Here is a 19,249-nt window from a genome sequence, read left to right as displayed (position 1 = left end):
CGTTTCTGCCCAACTAAAAAGAGGTCGCGCGGGAATCACCGTGTCAGCTCACATATCCAATCTGATTGTCCGTTTATATGGGCTTCAGGTCGGTATGGGTGGTCGACAGTGGGGACGGTGACATGCGCGACATCAGGGGAGTCAGTCGGAGGGGGTTGCTGGGACTGGGACTCGGTGCGGCCGCCGCGATGGGAATCGCTGGCTGCGGCTCATCGGACACGTCCGGTCCCGGCGCTCCCGGACCCGCCAGGAACCCGAAGAACCCGAAGCCCGGCGAGAAGCCGGTGGTCAGGCCCATCGGTGACGGCTCCACCGCCGACACCGGACCGCAGCCGAACCAGCCGGACGCGCCCGTGCCGCTCCAGCCGGGCGAGACCCCGCCGCAGTTCGTCGTCTTCAGTTGGGACGGTGCGGGGGAGATCGGCAACGGTCTCTTCCCGCGCTTCCTCAAGCTCGCCAAGGACCACGGCGCGGCCATGACCTTCTTCCTCTCCGGCATCTATCTGCTGCCCGAGTCGAAGCGGCACCTCTACCGGCCGCCGAACAACCCCGTCGGGGCCTCGGACATCGGTTACCTCAAGGACGAGAACGTCCGCTCCACCCTCACCTGCGTCCGCCAGGCCTGGCTCGACGGGCACGAGGTGGGCACCCACTTCAACGGCCACTTCTGCGCCGGCTCCGGCTCGGTCGGCAGGTGGACTCCGGACGACTGGCAGAGCGAGATCGACCAGGCCGTGTCGTTCGTCACCAACTGGCGCACGAACACCGGATTCACCGACCTCGAACCCCTGCCCTTCGACTACGGCAAGGAGCTGAAGGGCTCCCGCACCCCCTGCCTCCTCGGTCGGGACGGCCTGCTGCCGACGGCCCGGCGGCTGGGCTGGCGCTACGACTCCAGCTCTCCCGGCGGCCTCCAGGTCTGGCCGGAGCGCAGGTCCGGCGTCTGGGACCTGCCGCTGCAGTCCCTGCCGTTCCCCGGGCACTCCTTCGAGGTCCTCTCGATGGACTACAACATCCTCGCCAACCAGTCGAAGAGCACGACGAGGGGCGTGCCCGCCAACTATCCGGGCTGGCGCACCCAGGCCACGGCCACCTACCTGGGCGGCTTCCGGCGGGCCTACGAGACCAACCGCGCGCCCCTGTTCATCGGCAACCACTTCGAGGAGTGGAACGGCGGCATCTACATGGACGCCGTCGAGGAGGCACTCAAGGGCATGGCGGACAAAAGGGACGTACGGCTCGTATCCTTCCGGCAGTTCGCCGACTGGCTGGAGGTCCAGGACCCCAAGGTGCTCGCCAGGCTCCGGGGCCTCGGCCCGGGCCAGGTGCCGGCCGGCGGCTGGAGCGCGTACATGACCGCCGCCTGAACCATCGCCTGACCAGGGCATTGACTCCCGGTCGGGGGGTGCGGAAAATCCGCGAATTGCTCATGCGAAACTTTTCACATGAGCCTTAGCCGCGCCCCCCGACGCCGCTCACCCAGCGGCCGCGCCCTCCTGCTGACCGCGGTGACCGTCGCCGGCGCCCTCACGCTCACGGCGTGCAGCGGTTCGGACAGCGGCAAGCCGACCGGTACCGGCGGCAACTACGTCACGGGCGCGAGCGGCATCTCCACCTCCGCCAAGGGCGAGCGCACCGAGGCCCCCAAGCTCGACGGCGAGAGCGTCGAGGGTAAGAGCCTCGACACGACGGCCTTCAAGGGCAAGGTCGTCGTCCTCAACGTGTGGGGCTCCTGGTGCCCGCCGTGCCGTGCCGAGGCCCCGGCCTTCGCGAAGGTGTCCAAGGAGCTCGCGGACGCCGGCAAGGACGTCGTCTTCGTGGGCGTCAACGTCCGCGACAACAGCAAGCAGAACGCCGCCTCCTTCGAGGAGACCTTCGGGATCACCTACCCGAGCCTCTACGACCCCGACGGCAAGCTGCTGCTCCGCTTCCCCAAGGGCAGCCTCAACCCGAACGCCATCCCCTCCACGCTCGTCCTGGACCGGGAGGGCAAGATCGCCGCACGCACCCTTGCCCCCCTGGGCGAGGACAGGCTGCGCTCGATGATCGACCCCGTCCTCGCGGAGCAGTGACCTCGTGGTCGACTACGTCCTCGCCGTCGAGGCCACGGGTGTGAACGAGACGGTCCTGAACGGCACGCTGCTGCTGGCGCTGCCGATCGCGCTCCTCGCGGGACTCGTCTCCTTCTTCTCGCCCTGCGTCCTGCCGCTGGTCCCCGGCTACCTCTCCTACGTGACCGGCGTCAGCGGCGCCGACCTCGCCGAGGCCCGCCGCGGGCGGATGCTGGTGGGCGCGCTCCTGTTCATCGCCGGCTTCACCGCCGTCTTCGTCTCCACCGGCGCGCTCTTCGGCTACTTCGGTCAGACCCTCAAGGCGAACACCGAGATCATCTCCCGCGTCCTGGGCGGCGTGGTGATCCTCATGGGCCTCTTCTTCATGGGAGCGATCCCCGGTCTGACGATGCGGGAGTTCCGCTTCCACCGGAAGCCGACGGCGGGCCTGCTCGGCGCGCCGCTGCTCGGCGTGCTCTTCGGCGTCGGCTGGACCCCCTGCATGGGCCCGACCCTCGCCGCCGTCAGCACGCTCTCCCTCGACCAGGCGAGCGCCGGCCGCGGCGCCCTGCTGACGGTCGTCTACTGCCTGGGCCTCGGCGTGCCCTTCATCCTCGCCGCGGTCGCCTTCCGCAAGGCGCTCGGTGCATTCGGCTGGGTGAAGCAGCACTATGCATGGGTGATGCGCATCGGCGGCGGCATGCTGATCCTCACCGGCCTGCTGCTCGTCACAGGTTTGTGGGACAGCATCGTTGACGACATGCGGAGCTGGACCCAAGGCTTCACGGTGGGGATCTGAGGAACCGACGGACATGAGTACGACAGACAAGGCGTCCACCGAGACGTCGACCGAGCCCGCACCGGCGGACCCCGCCGAGGCCGCGGCCGGCTCCCAGCTCTCCACCGCACCCGTCGAGGACAGCGGTCCCGTCGGCATCGGCGTGATCGGCTGGGCCCGCTGGTTCTGGCGGCAGCTCACCTCCATGCGAGTGGCGCTGATCCTGCTCTTCCTGCTGTCCCTGGGCGCCATCCCCGGCTCCCTCGTCCCGCAGACCAACGTCGACGCGATGAAGGTCGCCGAATGGAAGCGGGACAACCCGTCCTACGTCGGCGTCGCGGAGGCGTTCCAGCTCTTCGACGTCTACAGCTCGGTGTGGTTCTCCGCGATCTACCTGCTGCTGTTCATCTCGCTGATCGGCTGCATCGTCCCGCGCGCCTGGCAGTTCGTCGGCCAGCTCCGCGGCCGCCCGCCGGGCGCCCCCAAGCGGCTCGACCGGCTGCCCGCCCACACCACCTGGCGTACCGACAAGACCCCCGACGAGGTCCTCTCGTACGCGAGGACGCTGCTCGGCGGGAAGCGCTTCCGCATCGAGGCGGGCAGCGGCCACGTCGCCGCTGAGAAGGGCTACCTCCGCGAGGCCGGGAACCTGATCTTCCACGTCGCGCTGATCGTGATGCTCGTGGCCTTCGCCTGGGGCCAGTACTTCAAGTCCGAGGGCGGCAAGCTGGTCCTGCGCGGCAGCGGCTTCTCGAACACGCTCACCCAGTACGACGACTTCAAGCCCGGCACGCTCTTCCACCCGGACGACCTGCCGCCGTTCAGCTTCACGCTGGACCGCTTCGACGCCACCTACGAGATGACCGGCCCGCAGCGGGGCACTCCGCGCGACTTCAAGGCGTACGTCACCCTCAGCGAGGGCGCCCACGGAACGCCGCAGAAGCGCGAGATCCAGGTCAACAAGCCCCTGGAGATCGACGGGTCCAAGGTCTACCTGCTCGGCCACGGCTACGCGCCGATCCTCTCGGTGACCGACCCCACCGGGAAGGTGATCTTCAAGGGCGCCGTCCCGGTGCTCCCGCAGGACGCCAACCTGACCTCCACCGGAGCCGTCAAGGTCACCGACGGTTACAAGGACAAGGACGGCAAGCAGGAGCAGCTCGGCTTCAACGCCGTCTTCGTGCCGAGCTTCGCCGGCGAGGGCATGGGCACGATGTTCTCGCAGTTCCCCGCCCTCCTGAACCCGCAGCTCATGCTCAACGCCTGGCACGGCAGCCTCGGCGTGGACTCGGGTCTGCCGCAGAACGTCTACCGGCTCGACACCTCCAAGATGGAGATGTTCAAGGACGAGTCGGGCCAGCAGTTCAAGCAGAAGATGGCGCCCGGCGACACGATGACCCTGCCGAACGGCGCGGGCACCGTGAAGTTCGAGGGCATCGAGCGCTGGGCCACCTTCTCCGTCACCCATCAGCCCGGAAGCGGCCTCGCCCTCGCGGGGGCGATCGCCGCCATCGCGGGCCTGGCCGGATCGCTGTTCATCCAGCGCCGCCGGATCTGGGTGCGTGCGGTGGCGGGCAAGGACGGCGTGACCGTCGTGGAGATGGCGGGCCTCGGCCGCAGCGAGTCCGCCAAGCTCCCGGAGGAGCTGGCGGACCTCGCCGCCACGCTGCACCAGCAGGCGCCGAGCGCGCCTGCTGCACTAGCCGAACCACGTGTTGAAGAAACCCCTGAAGGAGAGCGCGGATGACGCCGCTCGCAGCCGCAGCCAACGAGAGCCTGGCTGAGATCAGCAACTACCTGATCTATTCGTCGATGGCGGTCTACATGCTCGCCTTCTTCGCGCACATCGCCGAGTGGACCTTCGGCAGCCGCAGCAAGGTGGGCCGTACGGCCGCCGCGCTGACCGGCGCCGGCGCCGACGCGGCCGCTGCCCCGGCCGTGCAGGTGCGCGGCAAGGGCGGCGCCACCGCCGTACTGGACCGGCCCAAGGTCACCACCCGCTCCGCCGCCGGCACCCGCGACGTCCCGGACGGCCCCGGCGCCGCCGGCGGCACCGTGCAGGGCGACCTGTACGGGCGGATCGCGGTCTCGCTGACCGCGCTCGCCTTCCTCGTCGAGGCGGCCGGGGTGGTCGCCCGCGCCCTGTCGGTGCAGCGGGCCCCCTGGGGCAACATGTACGAGTTCTCGATCACCTTCTCCACGGTGGCCGTCGGCGCGTACCTGGTGCTGCTCGCCCTGAAGAAGAACGTCCGCTGGCTCGGCCTGATCCTGGTCACCACGGTCCTGCTGGACCTCGGCATCGCCGTCACCTGGCTCTACACCGACAGCGACCAGCTGGTCCCGGCCCTGCACTCGTACTGGCTGTGGATCCACGTCTCCACCGCGATCTTCTGCGGCGCCGTCTTCTACATCGGCGCCGCGGGCGCGGTCCTCTACCTCTTCCGGGACTCCTACGAGAGCCAGCTCGAGGCCGGCCGCACGCCGGGCAAGTTCCGCACCTCGGTGCTGGAGCGGCTGCCCTCGGCGGCCTCCCTCGACAAGTTCTCGTACCGCATCAACGCGGCCGTCTTCCCGCTGTGGACCTTCACGATCATCGCGGGCGCGATCTGGGCCGGCGACGCCTGGGGCCGCTACTGGGGCTGGGACCCCAAGGAGGTCTGGTCCTTCGTCACCTGGGTGGCCTACGCCTGCTACCTGCACGCCCGTGCCACTGCCGGCTGGAAGGGCCGCAAGGCCGCCTACCTGGCGCTCTTCGCCTTCGCCTGCTGGATCTGGAACTACTACGGCGTGAACATCCTGCTCAGCGGCAAGCACTCGTACGCGGGCGTCTGACCGGCGGGAGTGGGACGCTGGTGGCATGTCCCTCGTGAGCCATGCCACCAGCGAGCAGCGCGGCGAGGACCACTGGCTGCTCCGCTTCGAGCTGCACCTGCCGCACGCCTACGCGGCCCTGTGGCCCGCCCTGACCACGCCGGACGGGCTGCGCGGTTGGCTGGCGGCGGCGGACGTCCTGGAGCGCAGGCTCGGCGGGGCGGTCACGCTGCGCTGGCTGAACACCGGAACCGTGGTGACCGGGCGGGTCACCGCCTGGGACGTGGAGCGGGTCGCCGAGTACACGCTCACCGAGCACGGGCGGATCCGCTTCCACCTGGAGCCGGTCGGGACCGATTCGACCGTGATCCGGTTCGTGAACGAGCGGGGCGGGACGGAGGACGAGCGCCTGGACTGCCTGGCGGGCTGGCACGAGCACTTCGAGCTGCTGGACTCCGCCCTGGCCGGCCGGCCGGCGGACTGGTCCACCTGGACGGACATCCGCTGGGCGACCCTCCGCGAGGCCTACGCCTCCCTCGCCCGGGCCTAGATCCTCACCACACCGGGCGCAGCGGCGGGAGTCCGCCCTCCCCGTGGAAGGTGCGCACGATCTCCCCCAGCCCCTCGCGCAGGGCGGTGAGGTCGGTGCCGCGGCCCAGTTCGGCCTCCAGCTCGTGCAGGATCCGGCCCGCGACGGCGAGGTGGTCACGGGCCGCCTGGGTCAGGACCACCAGCTTGCGGCGGCCGCCCCCGGGGTGCGGCTCGCGGCGGACGTAGCCGCGCTTCTCCAGGTCGTCGACGATCTGTCCGGCGGCCTGTTTGGTCACCCCGAGCCGTTCGGCGAGTTCGGTGGCGGTGGCGCCGTCGCGTTGGAGGGCCTGGAAGGCCATGCCGTGCACCGGCCGCAGGTCCGGGTAGCCGGCCTCGGCGACGCGCCGGGTGAATTCCCCGAGCAGCATCTGGAAGCCCAGGCCGAGCAGGAACAGCAGCTCGACGCCCTCGTTCTCGTCTCTCTTCACACAAATATGGTGACACGACTGGGTCAAGCTGCTTTACTCACTCGAAGTAAAGCAGCTTTACTCGCATGCTCCGAGAAGACGAGGACCCGCCTTGCACGTGATCAGCGTTTCCCCCGAGAACGTCACCGCCACCCCCAACGCCACCATGACCGGCTTCGCCGCCCCCAGCCGCGGCAGCTCCGAGCTCAGCAGCTGGCACGTGGCCATGCCCCCCGGCAGCACCGGCCCCGAGCACTCCGTCAGCCGCGAGCAGGTGTGGACCCTGACCGCCGGTTCCCTGGAGGTCACCTGCGCCGGCCGCACCGAGAAGGTCACCGCCGGCCAGACCCTCGTCCTGCCCCCGGACGCACTGCGCCGCATCCACGCCGCCGAGACCTTCGAGGCCCACGTCGTGATGCGCGCGGACGGCGTGGTCTCGGTCCCGGGGGAGGAGGGCACCCGCGTACTGCCGTGGGCGCGCTAGGGGGACACGTGGCGGAAGCGTGCCCCTGCTCGTCGGAGTGGGGCTGCTCCTCGGCCCCGTCGCGAACGCGACGGCCGGGGCGCGCGCCTACGACGCGGCGACCCGCCGTACCCGGGAACGGGCGCGGGACTGCCTGAGCGAGGCTTCCGCCACGGTGGTGCGGATCCCGGAAGAGGGAAGCGTCCGGCACGCCGACATCGAGGTCAAGACGGCCGACGGTGCGGTGCGACGGATCCACCTGGCCGACGGCGTCTACACCGCACCCGTCCGGGCCGGCGCCCCCGTCCGGCTGGTGAGCTGGCGGCGCGGCATCCGCGACGTCGCCTACGGCGGCGCCGACACCGGCAGGGCCGCGGACAGCGTCATGACCGGGGCGAATCCGCACGTCGCCCATCAGGAGCCGCTCGGTGCCGCCCTCTTCCTGATCCCTTCCGGCGTGGGAGCGCTGTGGCTGCCTGGCTGGCCTGGTTCTCCTCGCGCTCCCGGCGCGCCGCGCCCGGGTGGACATCCGCCCCGTTCGTCGCGCTGGCCCTGGTGGGGGTCTTCGGCGGAGCCGCGGGCGCGATGAGCGCGAGCGCCGCGCAAGCCCTGCGCCCGACGGCGCTCGTCGGCGGGCTCACGTTGCTCGCCGCGACGGTGTTCTGCCTGGTCCAGGTGGTGCGGGAAACACGATCGAGGTGATCCAGCGGCACCTCGCGGACCCGGCGGGGACGGCCTGGCCCTGGTCCTAGCCCTGGTCCTTGTCCTGGTCCTTGTCCTTCTTCTCCTGCTCGTCGCGCAGCGACTTCAGGAACTCCGGGTTGTCGTCGGGCGCCACCCACTGCGCCCGGCGCGCTCGGCCCCCGCCCGCGGCCCCTCGGTCCTTGCCCGCGAACAGCCACACGACCGGCCCCACGATGGAGAAGAGCAGGATGATGATCACCCAGACCACCTTGGGGAGGTGCTTGACCTCCGGCTCCGCAGTGTTCAGGCAGTCGATGAAGGCGTAGATGGTCAGCGCGAGGATCAGCAGGAACGGCAGATAGCGCAGCACGGTGTGGGACCGACTCCCAGTCAGTGACGGGGGGCCCGCGTCAGGGCCCCGGTGACGCCTCCAGGGTAGTTGGTGACGGATACTGACCCCTATGGCTTACGACGATCTCCGCTCGCTGCTCCGGGCTCTGGAGCGGGAGGGCGACCTCAAGCGCATCAAGGCCGAAGTCGACCCGTACCTGGAGGTCGGGGAGATCGTCGACAGAGTGAACAAGGCGGGGGGTCCGGCGCTCCTCTTCGAGAACGTCCGGGGCTCGGCGATGCCGCTGGCCATGAACGTCTTCGGCACCGACCGCCGCCTCCTGAAGGCCCTCGGCCTCAAGTCGTACGGCGAGATCAGCGAGAAGATCGGCGGCCTGCTGAAGCCGGAGCTCCCGCAGGGATTCATCGGGGTCCGCGAGGCCTTCGGCAAGCTCGGCTCGATGGTGCACGTGCCGCCGAAGAAGGTGAAGGGCGATTCCGCGCCCGTCCAGGAGGTCGTCCTCACCGGCGACGACGTGGACCTCGACCAGCTCCCGGCCCTCTTCACCTGGCCCAAGGACGGCGGCGACTTCTTCAACCTCGGCCTGACCCACACCAAGCACCCCGAGACCGGCGTGCGCAACCTGGGCCTCTACCGGCTCCAGCGCCACGACAAGCGCACCATCGGCATGCACTGGCAGATCCACAAGGACAGCCGCAACCACTACGCCGTCGCCGCGGCGAAGGGCGAACGGCTGCCGGTCGCGATCGCCTTCGGCTGCCCGCCCGCGGTGACGTACGCGTCCACCGCGCCGCTGCCGGGCGACATCGACGAGTACCTCTTCGCCGGCTTCGTCGCGGGCAAGCGGATCGAGATGGTCGACTGCAAGACGGTCCCGCTCCAGGTCCCGGCCAACGCCGAAGTCGTGATCGAGGGCTGGCTGGAGCCCGGCGAGATGCTCCCGGAGGGTCCCTTCGGCGACCACACCGGCTTCTACACCCCGCAGGAACCCTTCCCGGCCCTGAAGATCGACTGCGTGACGATGCGCAGGCGTCCGCTCATCCAGTCGATCGTCGTCGGCCGGCCGCCGACCGAGGACGGCCCGCTCGGCCGCGCGACGGAGCGGTTCTTCCTGCCCCTGCTCAAGATCATCGTGCCGGACATCGTGGACTACCACCTCCCGGAATCGGGCGGCTTCCACAACTGCGCGATCGTCTCGATCGACAAGAAGTACCCGAAGCACGCCCAGAAGGTCATGCACGCCATCTGGGGCGCGCACATGATGTCGCTGACCAAGCTGATCATCGTGGTCGACAAGGACTGCGACGTCCACGACCTGCACGAGGTCTCCTGGCGGGCCCTCGGCAACACCGACTACTCCCGCGACCTCACGGTCGTCGAGGGGCCGGTGGACCACCTGGACCACGCCTCGTACCAGCAGTTCTGGGGTGGCAAGGCGGGCATCGACGCCACCAAGAAGCTGCCCGAGGAGGGCTACACCCGCGACGGCGGTTGGCCCGACATGGTCGAGTCCGACCCGGCCACCGCCGCCCTGGTGGACCGCCGCTGGAAGGAGTACGGACTGTGAGCCCGATTGCTGTGGGCGGCCCCGCCCTGTTCCTCGGCGACGGCACGCCCTGCGTGGCGCTGGTGCGCCCCGAACTCGACGTGAACGACCCGGGGCTGCGCCTCGCGGCCGAGCGGGCCGGGGTCACCCCCGAGGAGTTCGCCGGGGAGTCCGGCATCTGGCAGGTCATGGCCGACCGCACCGACGGCGAGGGGCGGACCTTCGAGCTGCCCGAGCTCACCGACGGCGAGGCCGCGGTCTTCGCGGACGAACTGCTGTACGCGCTGGCGGGCAAGGGCGACGCCGAGCTCGAACTGGCCGACGGCAGCATCGTCGTCTCCGTCACCCCCGCCGGTGACGACCGGGTCTCCCTGAGCGCCCGGGTCGTACCGCCGGCCGGCTCCGAGGAGCCGGGTGCGCAGTCCGAACCGCTGGACGTGGAGCTCGGCACGCTGCCGGTCGCGGAGGTCCGCGCCCACGTCGTCGAGTTCCACCGGAGCGTCGCGTGACATCGGCTGCAGAGGGGGTCCTCGGTCCCGGGCCCGCCGCACCGCAGGTCGGGAAGGTCAAGGCCTTTCTGAGACTCGTGCTGATCGAGCACTCGGTCTTCGCGCTGCCCTTCGCCTACATCGCGGCGTTCACCGCCATGTTCCAGCTCGACCGGCGCATCCACTGGGACGTCCTGCTGCTCGTCACCATCTGCATGGTGGGGCTGCGGACCTTCGCGATGGCCGCCAACCGGATCATCGACCGCGAGATCGACGCCCGTAACCCGCGGACGGCCGGCCGTGAGCTGGTCACCGGCGCGGTGTCGGTCCGTGCGGCCTGGACCGGAGCCGGGATCGCGCTCCTGGTCTTCCTCGGCTCGGCGGCGCTGCTGAACCCGCTGTGCCTGGCGCTCGCGCCGGTCGCCGTGATCCCGATGGTGGTCTATCCGTACGGCAAGCGGTTCACGAACTTCCCGCACGCCATTCTCGGTCTGGCCCAGGCGATGGGCCCGGTGGGGGCTTGGCTCGCGGTCACCGGCGAGTGGTCCTGGGACGCGGTCGTCCTGGGCCTGGCGGTGGGCGTGTGGATCGGCGGCTTCGACCTGATCTTCGCCTGCCAGGACGTGGCCGCCGACCGTGCGGAGGGCGTCAAGTCCGTCCCGGCCCGCTTCGGGGTCCCGGCCGCCCTCTGGGGCGCGCGCGGTGCGCACGCCGTGACCACGGCCCTGCTGGCCTGGTACGCGCTGGCGACCGATGCGGGCGTGCTGTTCTGGGCCGGCCTTGCGGTCGTCGTCGCCGCCTTCCTCTACGAGCACACGATCGTCAAGCCGCACGACCTGTCCCGCCTGAACCGGGCCTTCTTCACGGTCAACGGCTTCATCGGCATCGCGCTCTTCGTGTGCGCGTTGGCCGACCTCGTGGTTCGGGGCCTGACCTTCTGAGGCGGGCGGGACCTCTCGGTCCTCAGCCCGTGAGGGCCGGTTGCCGACGGGCCGGGCGGCGGAAGTACAGGGCCGTCACGATGCCCGCCACCAGGCCGCACAGGTGGCCCTGCCAGCTGACGCCGGTGTTCGTCGGGAGGATGCCGGCGACGATCGAGGTGCCCCAGACGGCGGCAACGCCCAAGGCCACCGCGATGCCCAGCGCCTTGCGCTCGACGAAGCCGCGTACGAGCAGGTAGCCGAAGAGGCCGAAGACGACGCCGGAGGCGCCCAGCGTCAGGGTGCCGGACGGGGATATCAGCCAGGTGCCGAGGCCGTCGGCCAGCACGATCAGGCCGCACACCGCGAGGAAGCGGCGGATCCCGGACAGGGCCGCTATGAAGCCGAGGACCAGCAGCGGGAGGCTGTTGGCGGCGACGTGGTCGAAGCCGAAGTGGAGGAAGGCCGCGGAGACGACGCCGGTCAGGCTGTCCGGGTCGCGGGCGACGATCCCGTACTGGTCGAGGGCGTGGCCGGTGGCGTAGTCGACGGCTTCCAGGGCCCACAGCAGGGCCACCCAGCCCAGCATCAGCTTGGCCGCGGCCTTGGCCCGGTCGGCCTGCGTCCAGGTCGGTTCCACCGTCGTGCTCATCTTTTCCCCCTCGCTGCGTCCCGTCACGGGAACGTCCCGACACCTTACTGAGTGCCCATCGGTGGTGGCCGGATAGTCTCGGAGGTATGACTGAGCGCAAGCGCACCCCGTGGGTGGTCGGGGTTTCCGGGGCGTCCGGGACGCCGTACGCGGCGGCGGTGCTCCGCGGGCTGCTGGCCGCGGGGGAGAGTGTCGACCTGGTGGTGAGCCGCGCCTCCCGCCTCACCCTGCTGGACGAGACCGGGATCGCCTTCCGTGACGCGCACTGGCGCGAGGACTTGGGGGAGTGGCTGGAGCGCGGAGCCGACGGGAAGCCCGCGACCTTCGCGCGGCCGGAACTGGACGACGTCCGGTACTGGGGTGCGGGGGACCTGGCGGCGGGCCCGAGTTCGGGCTCGTACCCGGTCAAGGGGATGCTCATCGTCCCCGCGTCCACGGCTTGTGTGGCGGGGGTGGCGCTCGGACTGTCGAAGGACCTGCTCCAGCGCGTGGCGAGCGTGACGCTCAAGGAGCGGCGCCGGCTGGTGGTCGCGGTGCGGGAGACCCCGCTGAACGGGCAGACGCTGCGGCATCTGGTGGCGCTGGACGAGGCGGGCGCGATCGTGCTGCCCGCCTCTCCGGCGTTCTATGCGGGTGCGACGCACATCCAGGATCTGGTGGACTTCGTCGCGGGGCGGGTGCTGGACGCGGCAGGGGTGCCGCACCAGCTGTACCGCCGTTGGGAGGGGGAGCTGGGAGGCTCCCGTACTCCCCGGGAGGCAAGCGCCGGTGACTAGGCCTTCTTCTTGCGGCCGAGCGGCTTGCGGGCCTTGTCGATGCGGTGGGCGGCGGCGGGCTGGTGGGCACGGGATCGGTTGGCCAGCTCCTGGAGCTCCCGCATGTGTGCGTAGGCCATCTCGATCGTGAACACGGTGAACCACTCCTGAAGATCGTTATTGATCAGCTGAAAGATTTCGCAGGGTGTTGACCCTGCGTGCCTTAGATTCTATACCTAGACTTGCAGGATCGCCGAATAATGGAAGGCTCCACGTAAATGGACACGGTGGACAGGCAGCTCATCCAGGCACTCCGGGAAAACGGTCGTGCCTCGTACGCGGAGCTGGGCCGTCTCGTGGGCCTCTCCGGCCCCAGCGTCACCGACCGCATCAACCGGCTGGAGACGGCCGGCGTCATCACCGGCTACCGCGCGACGGTCGACTCCGCCTCGCTGGGCCTCGGCGTCACGGCGCTGATCGGCATCTCCCTCTCCGACGCCGCGGACCACGAGGACGTGGCCCGGCGGCTGCGCGACCTCGCGGAAATCGAGGACTGCTGGTTCATCGCGGGCGACGACTCCTTCATGCTGAAGGTGCGTGCCAGCGACGTGGACGGCCTGGAGAAGATCATCCGCAAGCTCTCCGGCACCAAGGGTGTCTCGCGCACCCGCACGACCATCGTGCTCTCCACCAAGTGGGAGAACCGGGTCGGGGAACTTCCCGAGGAAGCCTGAGAGTACGGTTGACCAGGGTTCGCAGGACAGGCAGAGGCATCTAGAGGAGGCGACCGGCACATGGACGCTGGGCTCAAGCGTGAGCTGGAGGAGAAGGTCCGCTCCGGCGAGCGGCTGACCCGTGAGGACGGCATCGCCCTCTACGAGTCGGACGACCTGGCCTGGCTCGGTGGCCTCGCCCACGAGGTGCGCACGCGCAAGAACGGTGACGTCGTCCACTTCAACGTCAACCGGCACCTCAACATGACGAACGTGTGCACCGCCTCGTGCGCGTACTGCTCGTTCCAGCGCAAGCCGGGCGAGAAGGACGCGTACACGATGCGCATCGAGGAGGCCGTGCGCCTGGCCAAGGCCATGGAGAACGACAACCTCACCGAGCTGCACATCGTCAACGGCCTGCACCCGAACCTGCCGTGGCGCTACTACCCCCGCTCGCTCTCCGAGCTGAAGAAGGCGCTGCCGAACGTCTCGCTGAAGGCGTTCACGGCGACCGAGATCCACCACTTCGAGACGATCTCGGGGATGTCGGCCTCCGACATCCTCGACGAGCTGATCGAGGCCGGCCTGGAGTCGCTCACCGGCGGCGGCGCGGAGATCTTCGACTGGGAGGTCCGCCAGCACATCGTCGACCACCGCACCCACTGGGAGGACTGGTCGCGCATCCACCGGCTGGCGCACGAGAAGGGCCTCAAGACCCCCTCGACCATGCTGTACGGGCACATCGAGGAGCCGCGCCACCGCGTGGACCACGTGCTGCGGCTGCGCGAGCTCCAGGACGAGACCGGCGGCTTCCAGGTCTTCATCCCGCTGCGGTACCAGCACGACTTCGTGGACATGCAGGACGGCAAGGTGCGCAACAAGCTCCAGGCGCGCACGACGATGGCGACCGGCGCCGAGGCGCTGAAGACCTTCGCCGTCTCGCGCCTGCTCTTCGACAACGTGCCGCACGTCAAGGTCTTCTGGGTGATGCACGGCGTGCAGACCGCCCAGCTCGCGCTGCAGCACGGCGCGGACGACATGGACGGCTCGGTCGTCGAGTACAAGATCACGCACGACGCGGACAACTACGGCACCCCCAACAAGCTGGGCCGTGACGATCTCCTGGACCTGATCCGGGAAGCGGGCTTCCGCCCGGTCGAGCGCAACACGCGCTACGAGATCATCCGCGAGTACCCCGGTCCGGACGCGAGCCTGCGCGAGACCCCGCAGGCGATGCGCGTCTGACGCCTGGTCCGACCTGCTTCGAGCGAGTGGAACCCCGGCCCGTGGGCCGGGGTTCGGCTTTTTCTGGACGAGTCGATCAGGTAATAGATAAACTTACCCAATGACCCTTACGTTCACCCTGGATCCGGTGGTCAGCCCGTCCCTGCGCGAGGGGATCCTGGCGCTGTGGGCCGACGTCTCCAACGCAGGGGGCGCCGTGGGCTTCGTACCCCCGGTCACCCCCGACGACATCCGCCCCTCGCTCGACAAGCACCTCGCCGGCGTCGCCGACGGGAGCTGTCGCCTGCTGGTGGGGCACGACGGGGACGGGGCGGTCGCCGCGACCGCGTTCCTCACCCTCAACGCGCACCGGCTCCAGCTGCACTGGCTGTGGGCCTACACGGTGATGGTCCATCCGCGGCACCAGGGCAAGGGGTACGGGCGCGAGCTGATGGCCCAGACCGAAGCCGCGGCCCGCTCCATCGAGGGCATCGACGCGATCCGCCTCGGTTGCCGCGGCGGTCTCGGCCTGGAGCACTTCTACGCCTCCTGCGGCTACAAGGAGGTCGGCCGCGTCCCCGGCGCCGTCCGGGTGGCCCCGGGCGACGACCGCGACGACATCACGATGCTGCTGCCGCTGCACTGACGTGCGGCCGGGCCCGCCGCCGGACCCCGGAGGGCGGGGGCCGGGTTCCGGCGTGCTTCACTGGACGGGCACCAGCCGCCGGACCACGACGAGAGAGAAGGGGTCACCGTGTCCCTCAAGCCGAGCGCAACGATCCGCTACACCGCGATGCGCCTGGGCATCTTCGTCGGATGCCTCGTCGCCGTCGCCGGCCTCGTCCGGCTCGGCTGGGTGCCCGCGGGGCTCGGGGAGGCCAACGCCGCCTGGGTCGTACTGCTCGCCATCGTGATCTCCGCCCCGCTCTCCTTCGTCCTCCTGCGCAAGCAGCGCGACGAGATGTCCACGCAGATCTCCGGGCGCGTCACGGGTGCGAAGGAGCGGCTCGCCGCGAACCGCAGCCAGGAGGACCAGGCGGACGACGCGGCGCGAGTGGCCTCGTAACGCCCCAGTTGGCTTCATCACACATCGAACCGCCCCAGCACCGGGTATACCGCCCGTAACGCTGGGGCGGTGGTGTTTTCCGGGCCGGCGCAAGAGGGCCTCGCGCGCCGTTGTCTCAAAGCACCCCTTTGAGATTCCCAAAGGGGAAGTGTTAGCGTGTTCAACATGTTGACCACAGCTGCGCACCCCATGATCGCGAGCGTTCCGCTCGTGATGCGCCTGCACGTCGACCTCTGCCGCCGCGCGCCCGCGGCCCGTTGCTGTTGAGCTGAATCGATACAGCAGCCGTCCCGGCCGGCCCTTCTGGCTGCTGCCGCACCGCTTCACCACCCAGTACTTCCCCCCTGTCTTCGTGCGCCACCTCCGGAGAGTGTCCGTGTCCGCGACCCCCCAGGCCCCTGCCAAGGCCTCGTTCAAATTCCCCTTCTGGGCCCAGATCGTCGCCGGTCTCGCCCTCGGCGTCCTCTTCGGCTGGATAGCCCGCAGCTACGACGTCAGCTGGCTCGCCACCACGCTGGAGAAGACCGGCGACCTCTTCGTCCAGCTGCTGAAGCTGGCCATCGCCCCGCTCGTCTTCTTCGCGATCCTGGTGTCGATCACCAACCTGCGGAAGGTGAACAACGCGGCGCGCCTCGCTTCCCGCACCCTCCTCTGGTTCATGATCACCTCGCTGATCGCGGTCGGCATCGGCATCGCCATCGGCCTGCTGACCGACCCCGGTTCCGGCACCGGCCTCACCGCCGCCGACGGCAAGGACCCGAAGAAGACCGGTTCCTGGATCGACTTCCTCACCGGGATCGTGCCCACCGACATCGTCACGCCGTTCACCGAGCTGAAGGTCCTTCAGATCGTCTTCCTGGCCGTCGTCGCCGGTATCGCCGCCCTCCAGCTGGGCGGCAAGGCCAAGCCGGTCCTCGACCTCGCCGAGTCCGCCCTGGAACTGCTCCAGAAGGCCCTGTGGTGGGTCATCCGCCTCGCCCCGATCGGCACCGTCGGCCTCATCGGCACCGCGATCGCCACGTACGGCTGGGACCTGATCGGCAAGTACGCGACCTTCACCGCCGACATCTACATCGGCTGCGCCCTCGTGATGTTCGGCGTCTACCCGCTGCTGCTCGCGACGGTCGCCAAGGTCAGCCCGCTCCAGTTCTTCAAGGGCGCCTGGCCCGCCATCCAGCTGGCCTTCGTCTCCCGCTCCTCGGTCGGCACCATGCCGGTCACCCAGAAGGTCACCGAGCGCCTCGGCGTCCCGAAGGAGTACGCCTCCTTCGCCGTCCCGTTCGGCGCCACCACCAAGATGGACGGGTGCGCCGCGATCTACCCGGCCCTCGCCGCCATCTTCATCGCGCAGATCTTCGACGTGCAGCTGGGCATCAAGGAGTACCTGCTCATCGTCTTCGTCTCGGTCATCGGCTCCGCCGCCACGGCCGGTCTGACGGGCGCCACCGTCATGCTGACGCTGACCCTGTCCACGCTGGGCCTGCCGCTCGCGGGCGTCGGCCTGCTGCTGGCCATCGACCCGATCCTGGACATGATGCGCACCGCCACCAACGTGGCCGGTCAGGCCCTGGTCCCGGTCATCGTCGCGGCCCGCGAGGGGATCTTGGACAAGGAGGCCTACGCCTCCGCCTCGGCTTCCCCGCTGGACGAGCCCGCCCCGGCCGCCGAGCCGGTCGCGGTCGCGGCCTGACCCGTACCGCGCACCACCTGCCGCAGCCCCCGCCCCGACCGGGCGGGGGCTGCGGCGTTCGTGCCGCCCGCGGCATGCATCCGGGGCACTGTCAGCGGCGGATGGCAGCATCGGGAGCATGACGAAGACGACTGCGGCACCGTTCGACTGGCGCCCGTTCCTGCTCCGTTGGAGCGGGGAGTGGGCGGATTCCCTGCCCGACGACGCCGGGCGCAGCGAGGAGGACGAAGCCGCCCGGCGGGACCGGTGGCTGGGGTTCCCGCCCGCGTCCGAGGAGCGGATCGCGGCCATGGAGGAGCGCCTCGGCCGACGGATGCCCCCGTCGTACCGGGAGTTCCTCGAAGTCAGCGACGGGTGGCGGCACGCCGGCGGGTTCGTCTGGCTGCTGGCGGGGACCACGGACGTGCGTCGGCACGACAACGAGTCCGGGCTCGCGGACATGTTCGAGGAGTACCTGGACGACGATGCCGGACCCGAAGAGCGGCGGGACGCGGACATCTGGCGGCGCGGGCTCCAGCTCGACGTCGAGTCCGACATCACCCACGTCCTCCTGGATCCCGAGGACGTGGACGAGGACGGCGAGTGGGCCGTGTACACGTGGGCGAGCTGGCGGGCCGAGGCACCCGAGCGGCACGCGAACTTCGCCGAGTTCATGCGGGCCATGTACCGGGAGTTCCACAGCCTGCACGCGCGCCCGGTCGACGGGGAGCCGGAGTTCGCCAACGACACGACGCGCGAGCTGGACGCCCTGATGGAGCAGGCCCGGCTGGAGGCGCTGCGCGGCGAGTGGGAGCGCGCGGGGCGTCACCTGGACGAGGCGAAGCAGTACGGCAGGCCGCGGGCCGGCGGACTGGGCGACCAGATACGCCGCCTGCTGGGACAGACCTACATGGTGTACTTCGAGGACGTGGTGACCGATCCGCGGTACGCGCCCGAGCTGCTGCCGGCGCTGGTCGCCGAGCACGCGGCCCACTCGCACTGGGACGACTCCACGCTGAAGTACCACCTGCGGGGAGCCGGTGAGGACGTGGTGTCGTCGGCCTACGCGATGCTGGAGCAGGTGCGCGGCGGCACGTACCGGTACACGACGGCCGGGCCGTTCGGGGAAGCGGTCGAGCGGGCCCGGGAGCTGGCGCGCTGGGGCGACACCGACGGGGCCTGGCGGACGCTGCTGGACGCCCTCCCGGGCTGGCAGCCGCTGGGGCCCGACCACCTGGCGCCGCTGGGGTGGGTGGCCGACCCCCTGCTGGGAACCCTGCTGACCCCGGAACGGGGCCGCGAGCTGCTGGCGACCCCCAGGGGCGGGCAGGCGGGCGGGGCACCGGACCCGGCGGCCGGCCTCGACCCGGACGGCCTGGCGTGGCTCGCGGACCTGGAACCCGACGCCAACCTCGCGTCCTACCGGTTCGTCCTGGTCGAAGACGTGGAGCCGCAGGACCTTCCCGGACGTCTCGCGGACGGTGACGGGGCAGCGCTCCACGTTCCCATGACGTCCGCTGAAGTGCGCCGGAGACTGCTCGGCGGACAGCGGGAGTTCTCGTCCTACGACGACAAGGCCCTCATGGCGGTTGGCCGGGCCGGCCCCCGGTGGAGCTTCGCCTTCGACGGTGACGCTGCACATTTCCACACGCAGCGGTTCGTCTCCCCGGCTGCGGCCGCCGCCGCGGGCACCCGCGCGGTGGTCGTGTGGAGCGGTCTGCGGAACCGGCACGGGGCACCGTTCTTCCACCTGTCCGTGGCGCAGGACGGAGCCGAGCAGTACGCCTTCACGTACGAGGACGGGGAGATCCGCCGGACCGGCGAGATACCGGGGGCACTGGACCCGGACCGGTTCTTCGGCTCCCGGGCGGAGGCCACCGGGGCGGAACGGTCGCTGCTGGAGGCCGTGACCGCCGAGTTCGGTGTCCGGCTGCCGCGCCACGCGCTCCTGAACGGGCGGCTGCACACGTTCACCACCCGCTCGTGGCGGCGGCCGCCGAGGGACGGGGAGGTCTACACCGTGATCACCCTGAGCTGAGGTCCCGCACCCCGACCGGCGCGGACACCCCGGGCCGGGCC

Annotated in this window: 22 protein-coding genes; 18 read left to right on the top strand and 4 right to left on the bottom strand. The window is 70.2% G+C overall.

The genetic code is table 11. The features are described 5' to 3' along the window. The first annotated feature begins 131 nt into the window (after positions 1-131). From OG386_RS20060 to OG386_RS20035, 6 genes are all read left to right on the top strand, one after another. The gene (locus tag OG386_RS20060; protein ID WP_328793297.1) at positions 132-1,367 is read left to right on the top strand and encodes a hypothetical protein; all 1,236 of its coding nucleotides are present in this window, start codon (positions 132-134) and stop codon (positions 1,365-1,367) included. A gap of 78 nt (positions 1,368-1,445) precedes the next feature. After that, positions 1,446-2,072 carry a TlpA family protein disulfide reductase gene (locus tag OG386_RS20055; RefSeq protein WP_328789298.1) on the top strand — a complete coding sequence of 209 codons (627 nt, stop codon included), beginning with the start codon at positions 1,446-1,448 and terminating at the stop codon, positions 2,070-2,072. A 4-nt stretch (positions 2,073-2,076) separates the two neighbouring features. Then, a complete protein-coding gene (locus tag OG386_RS20050) occupies positions 2,077-2,850 on the top strand; it encodes a cytochrome c biogenesis CcdA family protein (RefSeq protein ID WP_328789297.1) in 774 nt (257 codons plus the stop codon). A gap of 13 nt (positions 2,851-2,863) precedes the next feature. Then, complete coding sequence (gene resB / locus OG386_RS20045; RefSeq protein ID WP_328789296.1) at positions 2,864-4,576, top strand: cytochrome c biogenesis protein ResB; 1,713 nt, start codon at positions 2,864-2,866, stop codon at positions 4,574-4,576. Next, a complete protein-coding gene (gene ccsB, locus OG386_RS20040; RefSeq protein ID WP_328789295.1) occupies positions 4,573-5,661 on the top strand; it encodes a c-type cytochrome biogenesis protein CcsB in 1,089 nt (362 codons plus the stop codon). The genes resB and ccsB overlap by 4 nt, the downstream gene beginning before the upstream one ends. Positions 5,662-5,686: 25 nt before the next feature. After that, on the top strand, positions 5,687-6,190 hold the full coding sequence (locus tag OG386_RS20035) for an SRPBCC domain-containing protein (protein WP_328789294.1): 504 nt from the start codon (positions 5,687-5,689) through the stop codon (positions 6,188-6,190). A gap of 4 nt (positions 6,191-6,194) precedes the next feature. On the opposite strand, the gene OG386_RS20030 is transcribed toward OG386_RS20035, so the two are convergent. Continuing rightward, entirely contained in the window at positions 6,195-6,659 is a 465-nt protein-coding gene (locus OG386_RS20030) for a MarR family winged helix-turn-helix transcriptional regulator (protein ID WP_405788311.1), read from the bottom strand. Positions 6,660-6,756: 97 nt separating this feature from the next. Here OG386_RS20030 and OG386_RS20025 point away from each other — a divergent pair, with 97 nt between their 5' ends. Further along, the gene (locus OG386_RS20025) at positions 6,757-7,122 is read left to right on the top strand and encodes a cupin domain-containing protein (protein WP_328789293.1); all 366 of its coding nucleotides are present in this window, start codon (positions 6,757-6,759) and stop codon (positions 7,120-7,122) included. A 19-nt stretch (positions 7,123-7,141) separates the two neighbouring features. Continuing rightward, a complete protein-coding gene (locus tag OG386_RS20020; RefSeq protein WP_328789292.1) occupies positions 7,142-7,690 on the top strand; it encodes a hypothetical protein in 549 nt (182 codons plus the stop codon). Between the two features lie 159 nt (positions 7,691-7,849). On the opposite strand, the gene OG386_RS20015 is transcribed toward OG386_RS20020, so the two are convergent. After that, positions 7,850-8,155, bottom strand: a complete 306-nt coding sequence (locus tag OG386_RS20015) for a PLD nuclease N-terminal domain-containing protein (RefSeq protein ID WP_328789291.1) — start codon at positions 8,153-8,155, stop codon at positions 7,850-7,852. Positions 8,156-8,246: 91 nt separating this feature from the next. On the opposite strand from OG386_RS20015, the gene OG386_RS20010 reads away from it, so the two are divergent. The 3 genes from OG386_RS20010 to mqnP are packed head-to-tail and all read left to right on the top strand — an operon-like array spanning position 8,247 to position 11,112. Beyond that, a complete protein-coding gene (locus tag OG386_RS20010; RefSeq protein WP_301368058.1) occupies positions 8,247-9,704 on the top strand; it encodes a menaquinone biosynthesis decarboxylase in 1,458 nt (485 codons plus the stop codon). Further along, complete coding sequence (locus tag OG386_RS20005) at positions 9,701-10,192, top strand: hypothetical protein (protein WP_328789290.1); 492 nt, start codon at positions 9,701-9,703, stop codon at positions 10,190-10,192. The genes OG386_RS20010 and OG386_RS20005 overlap by 4 nt, the downstream gene beginning before the upstream one ends. Beyond that, entirely contained in the window at positions 10,189-11,112 is a 924-nt protein-coding gene (gene mqnP / locus OG386_RS20000) for a menaquinone biosynthesis prenyltransferase MqnP (protein ID WP_328789289.1), read from the top strand. The genes OG386_RS20005 and mqnP overlap by 4 nt, the downstream gene beginning before the upstream one ends. A gap of 22 nt (positions 11,113-11,134) precedes the next feature. On the opposite strand, the gene OG386_RS19995 is transcribed toward mqnP, so the two are convergent. Beyond that, positions 11,135-11,743, bottom strand: coding sequence for a rhomboid family intramembrane serine protease (locus tag OG386_RS19995; protein ID WP_328789288.1), 609 nt, complete (start codon positions 11,741-11,743; stop codon positions 11,135-11,137). Positions 11,744-11,829: 86 nt separating this feature from the next. Between OG386_RS19995 and OG386_RS19990 the strand changes: the two genes are divergently transcribed. Next, entirely contained in the window at positions 11,830-12,519 is a 690-nt protein-coding gene (locus OG386_RS19990; RefSeq protein WP_328789287.1) for a UbiX family flavin prenyltransferase, read from the top strand. On the opposite strand, the gene OG386_RS19985 is transcribed toward OG386_RS19990, so the two are convergent. Continuing rightward, a complete protein-coding gene (locus OG386_RS19985) occupies positions 12,516-12,653 on the bottom strand; it encodes a hypothetical protein (RefSeq protein ID WP_266606708.1) in 138 nt (45 codons plus the stop codon). The genes OG386_RS19990 and OG386_RS19985 overlap by 4 nt on opposite strands. Before the next feature lie 123 nt (positions 12,654-12,776). On the opposite strand from OG386_RS19985, the gene OG386_RS19980 reads away from it, so the two are divergent. From OG386_RS19980 to OG386_RS19955, 6 genes are all read left to right on the top strand, one after another. Continuing rightward, positions 12,777-13,232: an Lrp/AsnC family transcriptional regulator gene (locus OG386_RS19980; protein WP_328789285.1), complete on the top strand. Its 456-nt coding sequence runs from the start codon at positions 12,777-12,779 to the stop codon at positions 13,230-13,232. A gap of 60 nt (positions 13,233-13,292) precedes the next feature. Next, positions 13,293-14,456 carry an aminofutalosine synthase MqnE gene (mqnE, locus tag OG386_RS19975; RefSeq protein ID WP_030009229.1) on the top strand — a complete coding sequence of 388 codons (1,164 nt, stop codon included), beginning with the start codon at positions 13,293-13,295 and terminating at the stop codon, positions 14,454-14,456. Positions 14,457-14,556: 100 nt separating this feature from the next. Beyond that, positions 14,557-15,081, top strand: coding sequence for a GNAT family N-acetyltransferase (locus OG386_RS19970; protein WP_328789284.1), 525 nt, complete (start codon positions 14,557-14,559; stop codon positions 15,079-15,081). Between the two features lie 147 nt (positions 15,082-15,228). After that, entirely contained in the window at positions 15,229-15,501 is a 273-nt protein-coding gene (locus tag OG386_RS19965) for a DUF4229 domain-containing protein (protein WP_384828645.1), read from the top strand. A gap of 370 nt (positions 15,502-15,871) precedes the next feature. After that, a complete protein-coding gene (locus OG386_RS19960) occupies positions 15,872-17,191 on the top strand; it encodes a dicarboxylate/amino acid:cation symporter (RefSeq protein ID WP_328789282.1) in 1,320 nt (439 codons plus the stop codon). A gap of 118 nt (positions 17,192-17,309) precedes the next feature. Further along, positions 17,310-19,208, top strand: coding sequence for an SMI1/KNR4 family protein (locus OG386_RS19955; protein WP_328789281.1), 1,899 nt, complete (start codon positions 17,310-17,312; stop codon positions 19,206-19,208). Positions 19,209-19,249 lie beyond the last annotated feature (41 nt).

This window comes from Streptomyces sp. NBC_00273 (assembly GCF_036178145.1).
GTDB lineage: Bacteria > Actinomycetota > Actinomycetes > Streptomycetales > Streptomycetaceae > Streptomyces.
Note: the sequence above shows the minus strand (reverse complement) of the source record. Positions and strands in the feature narration are given on the sequence as shown.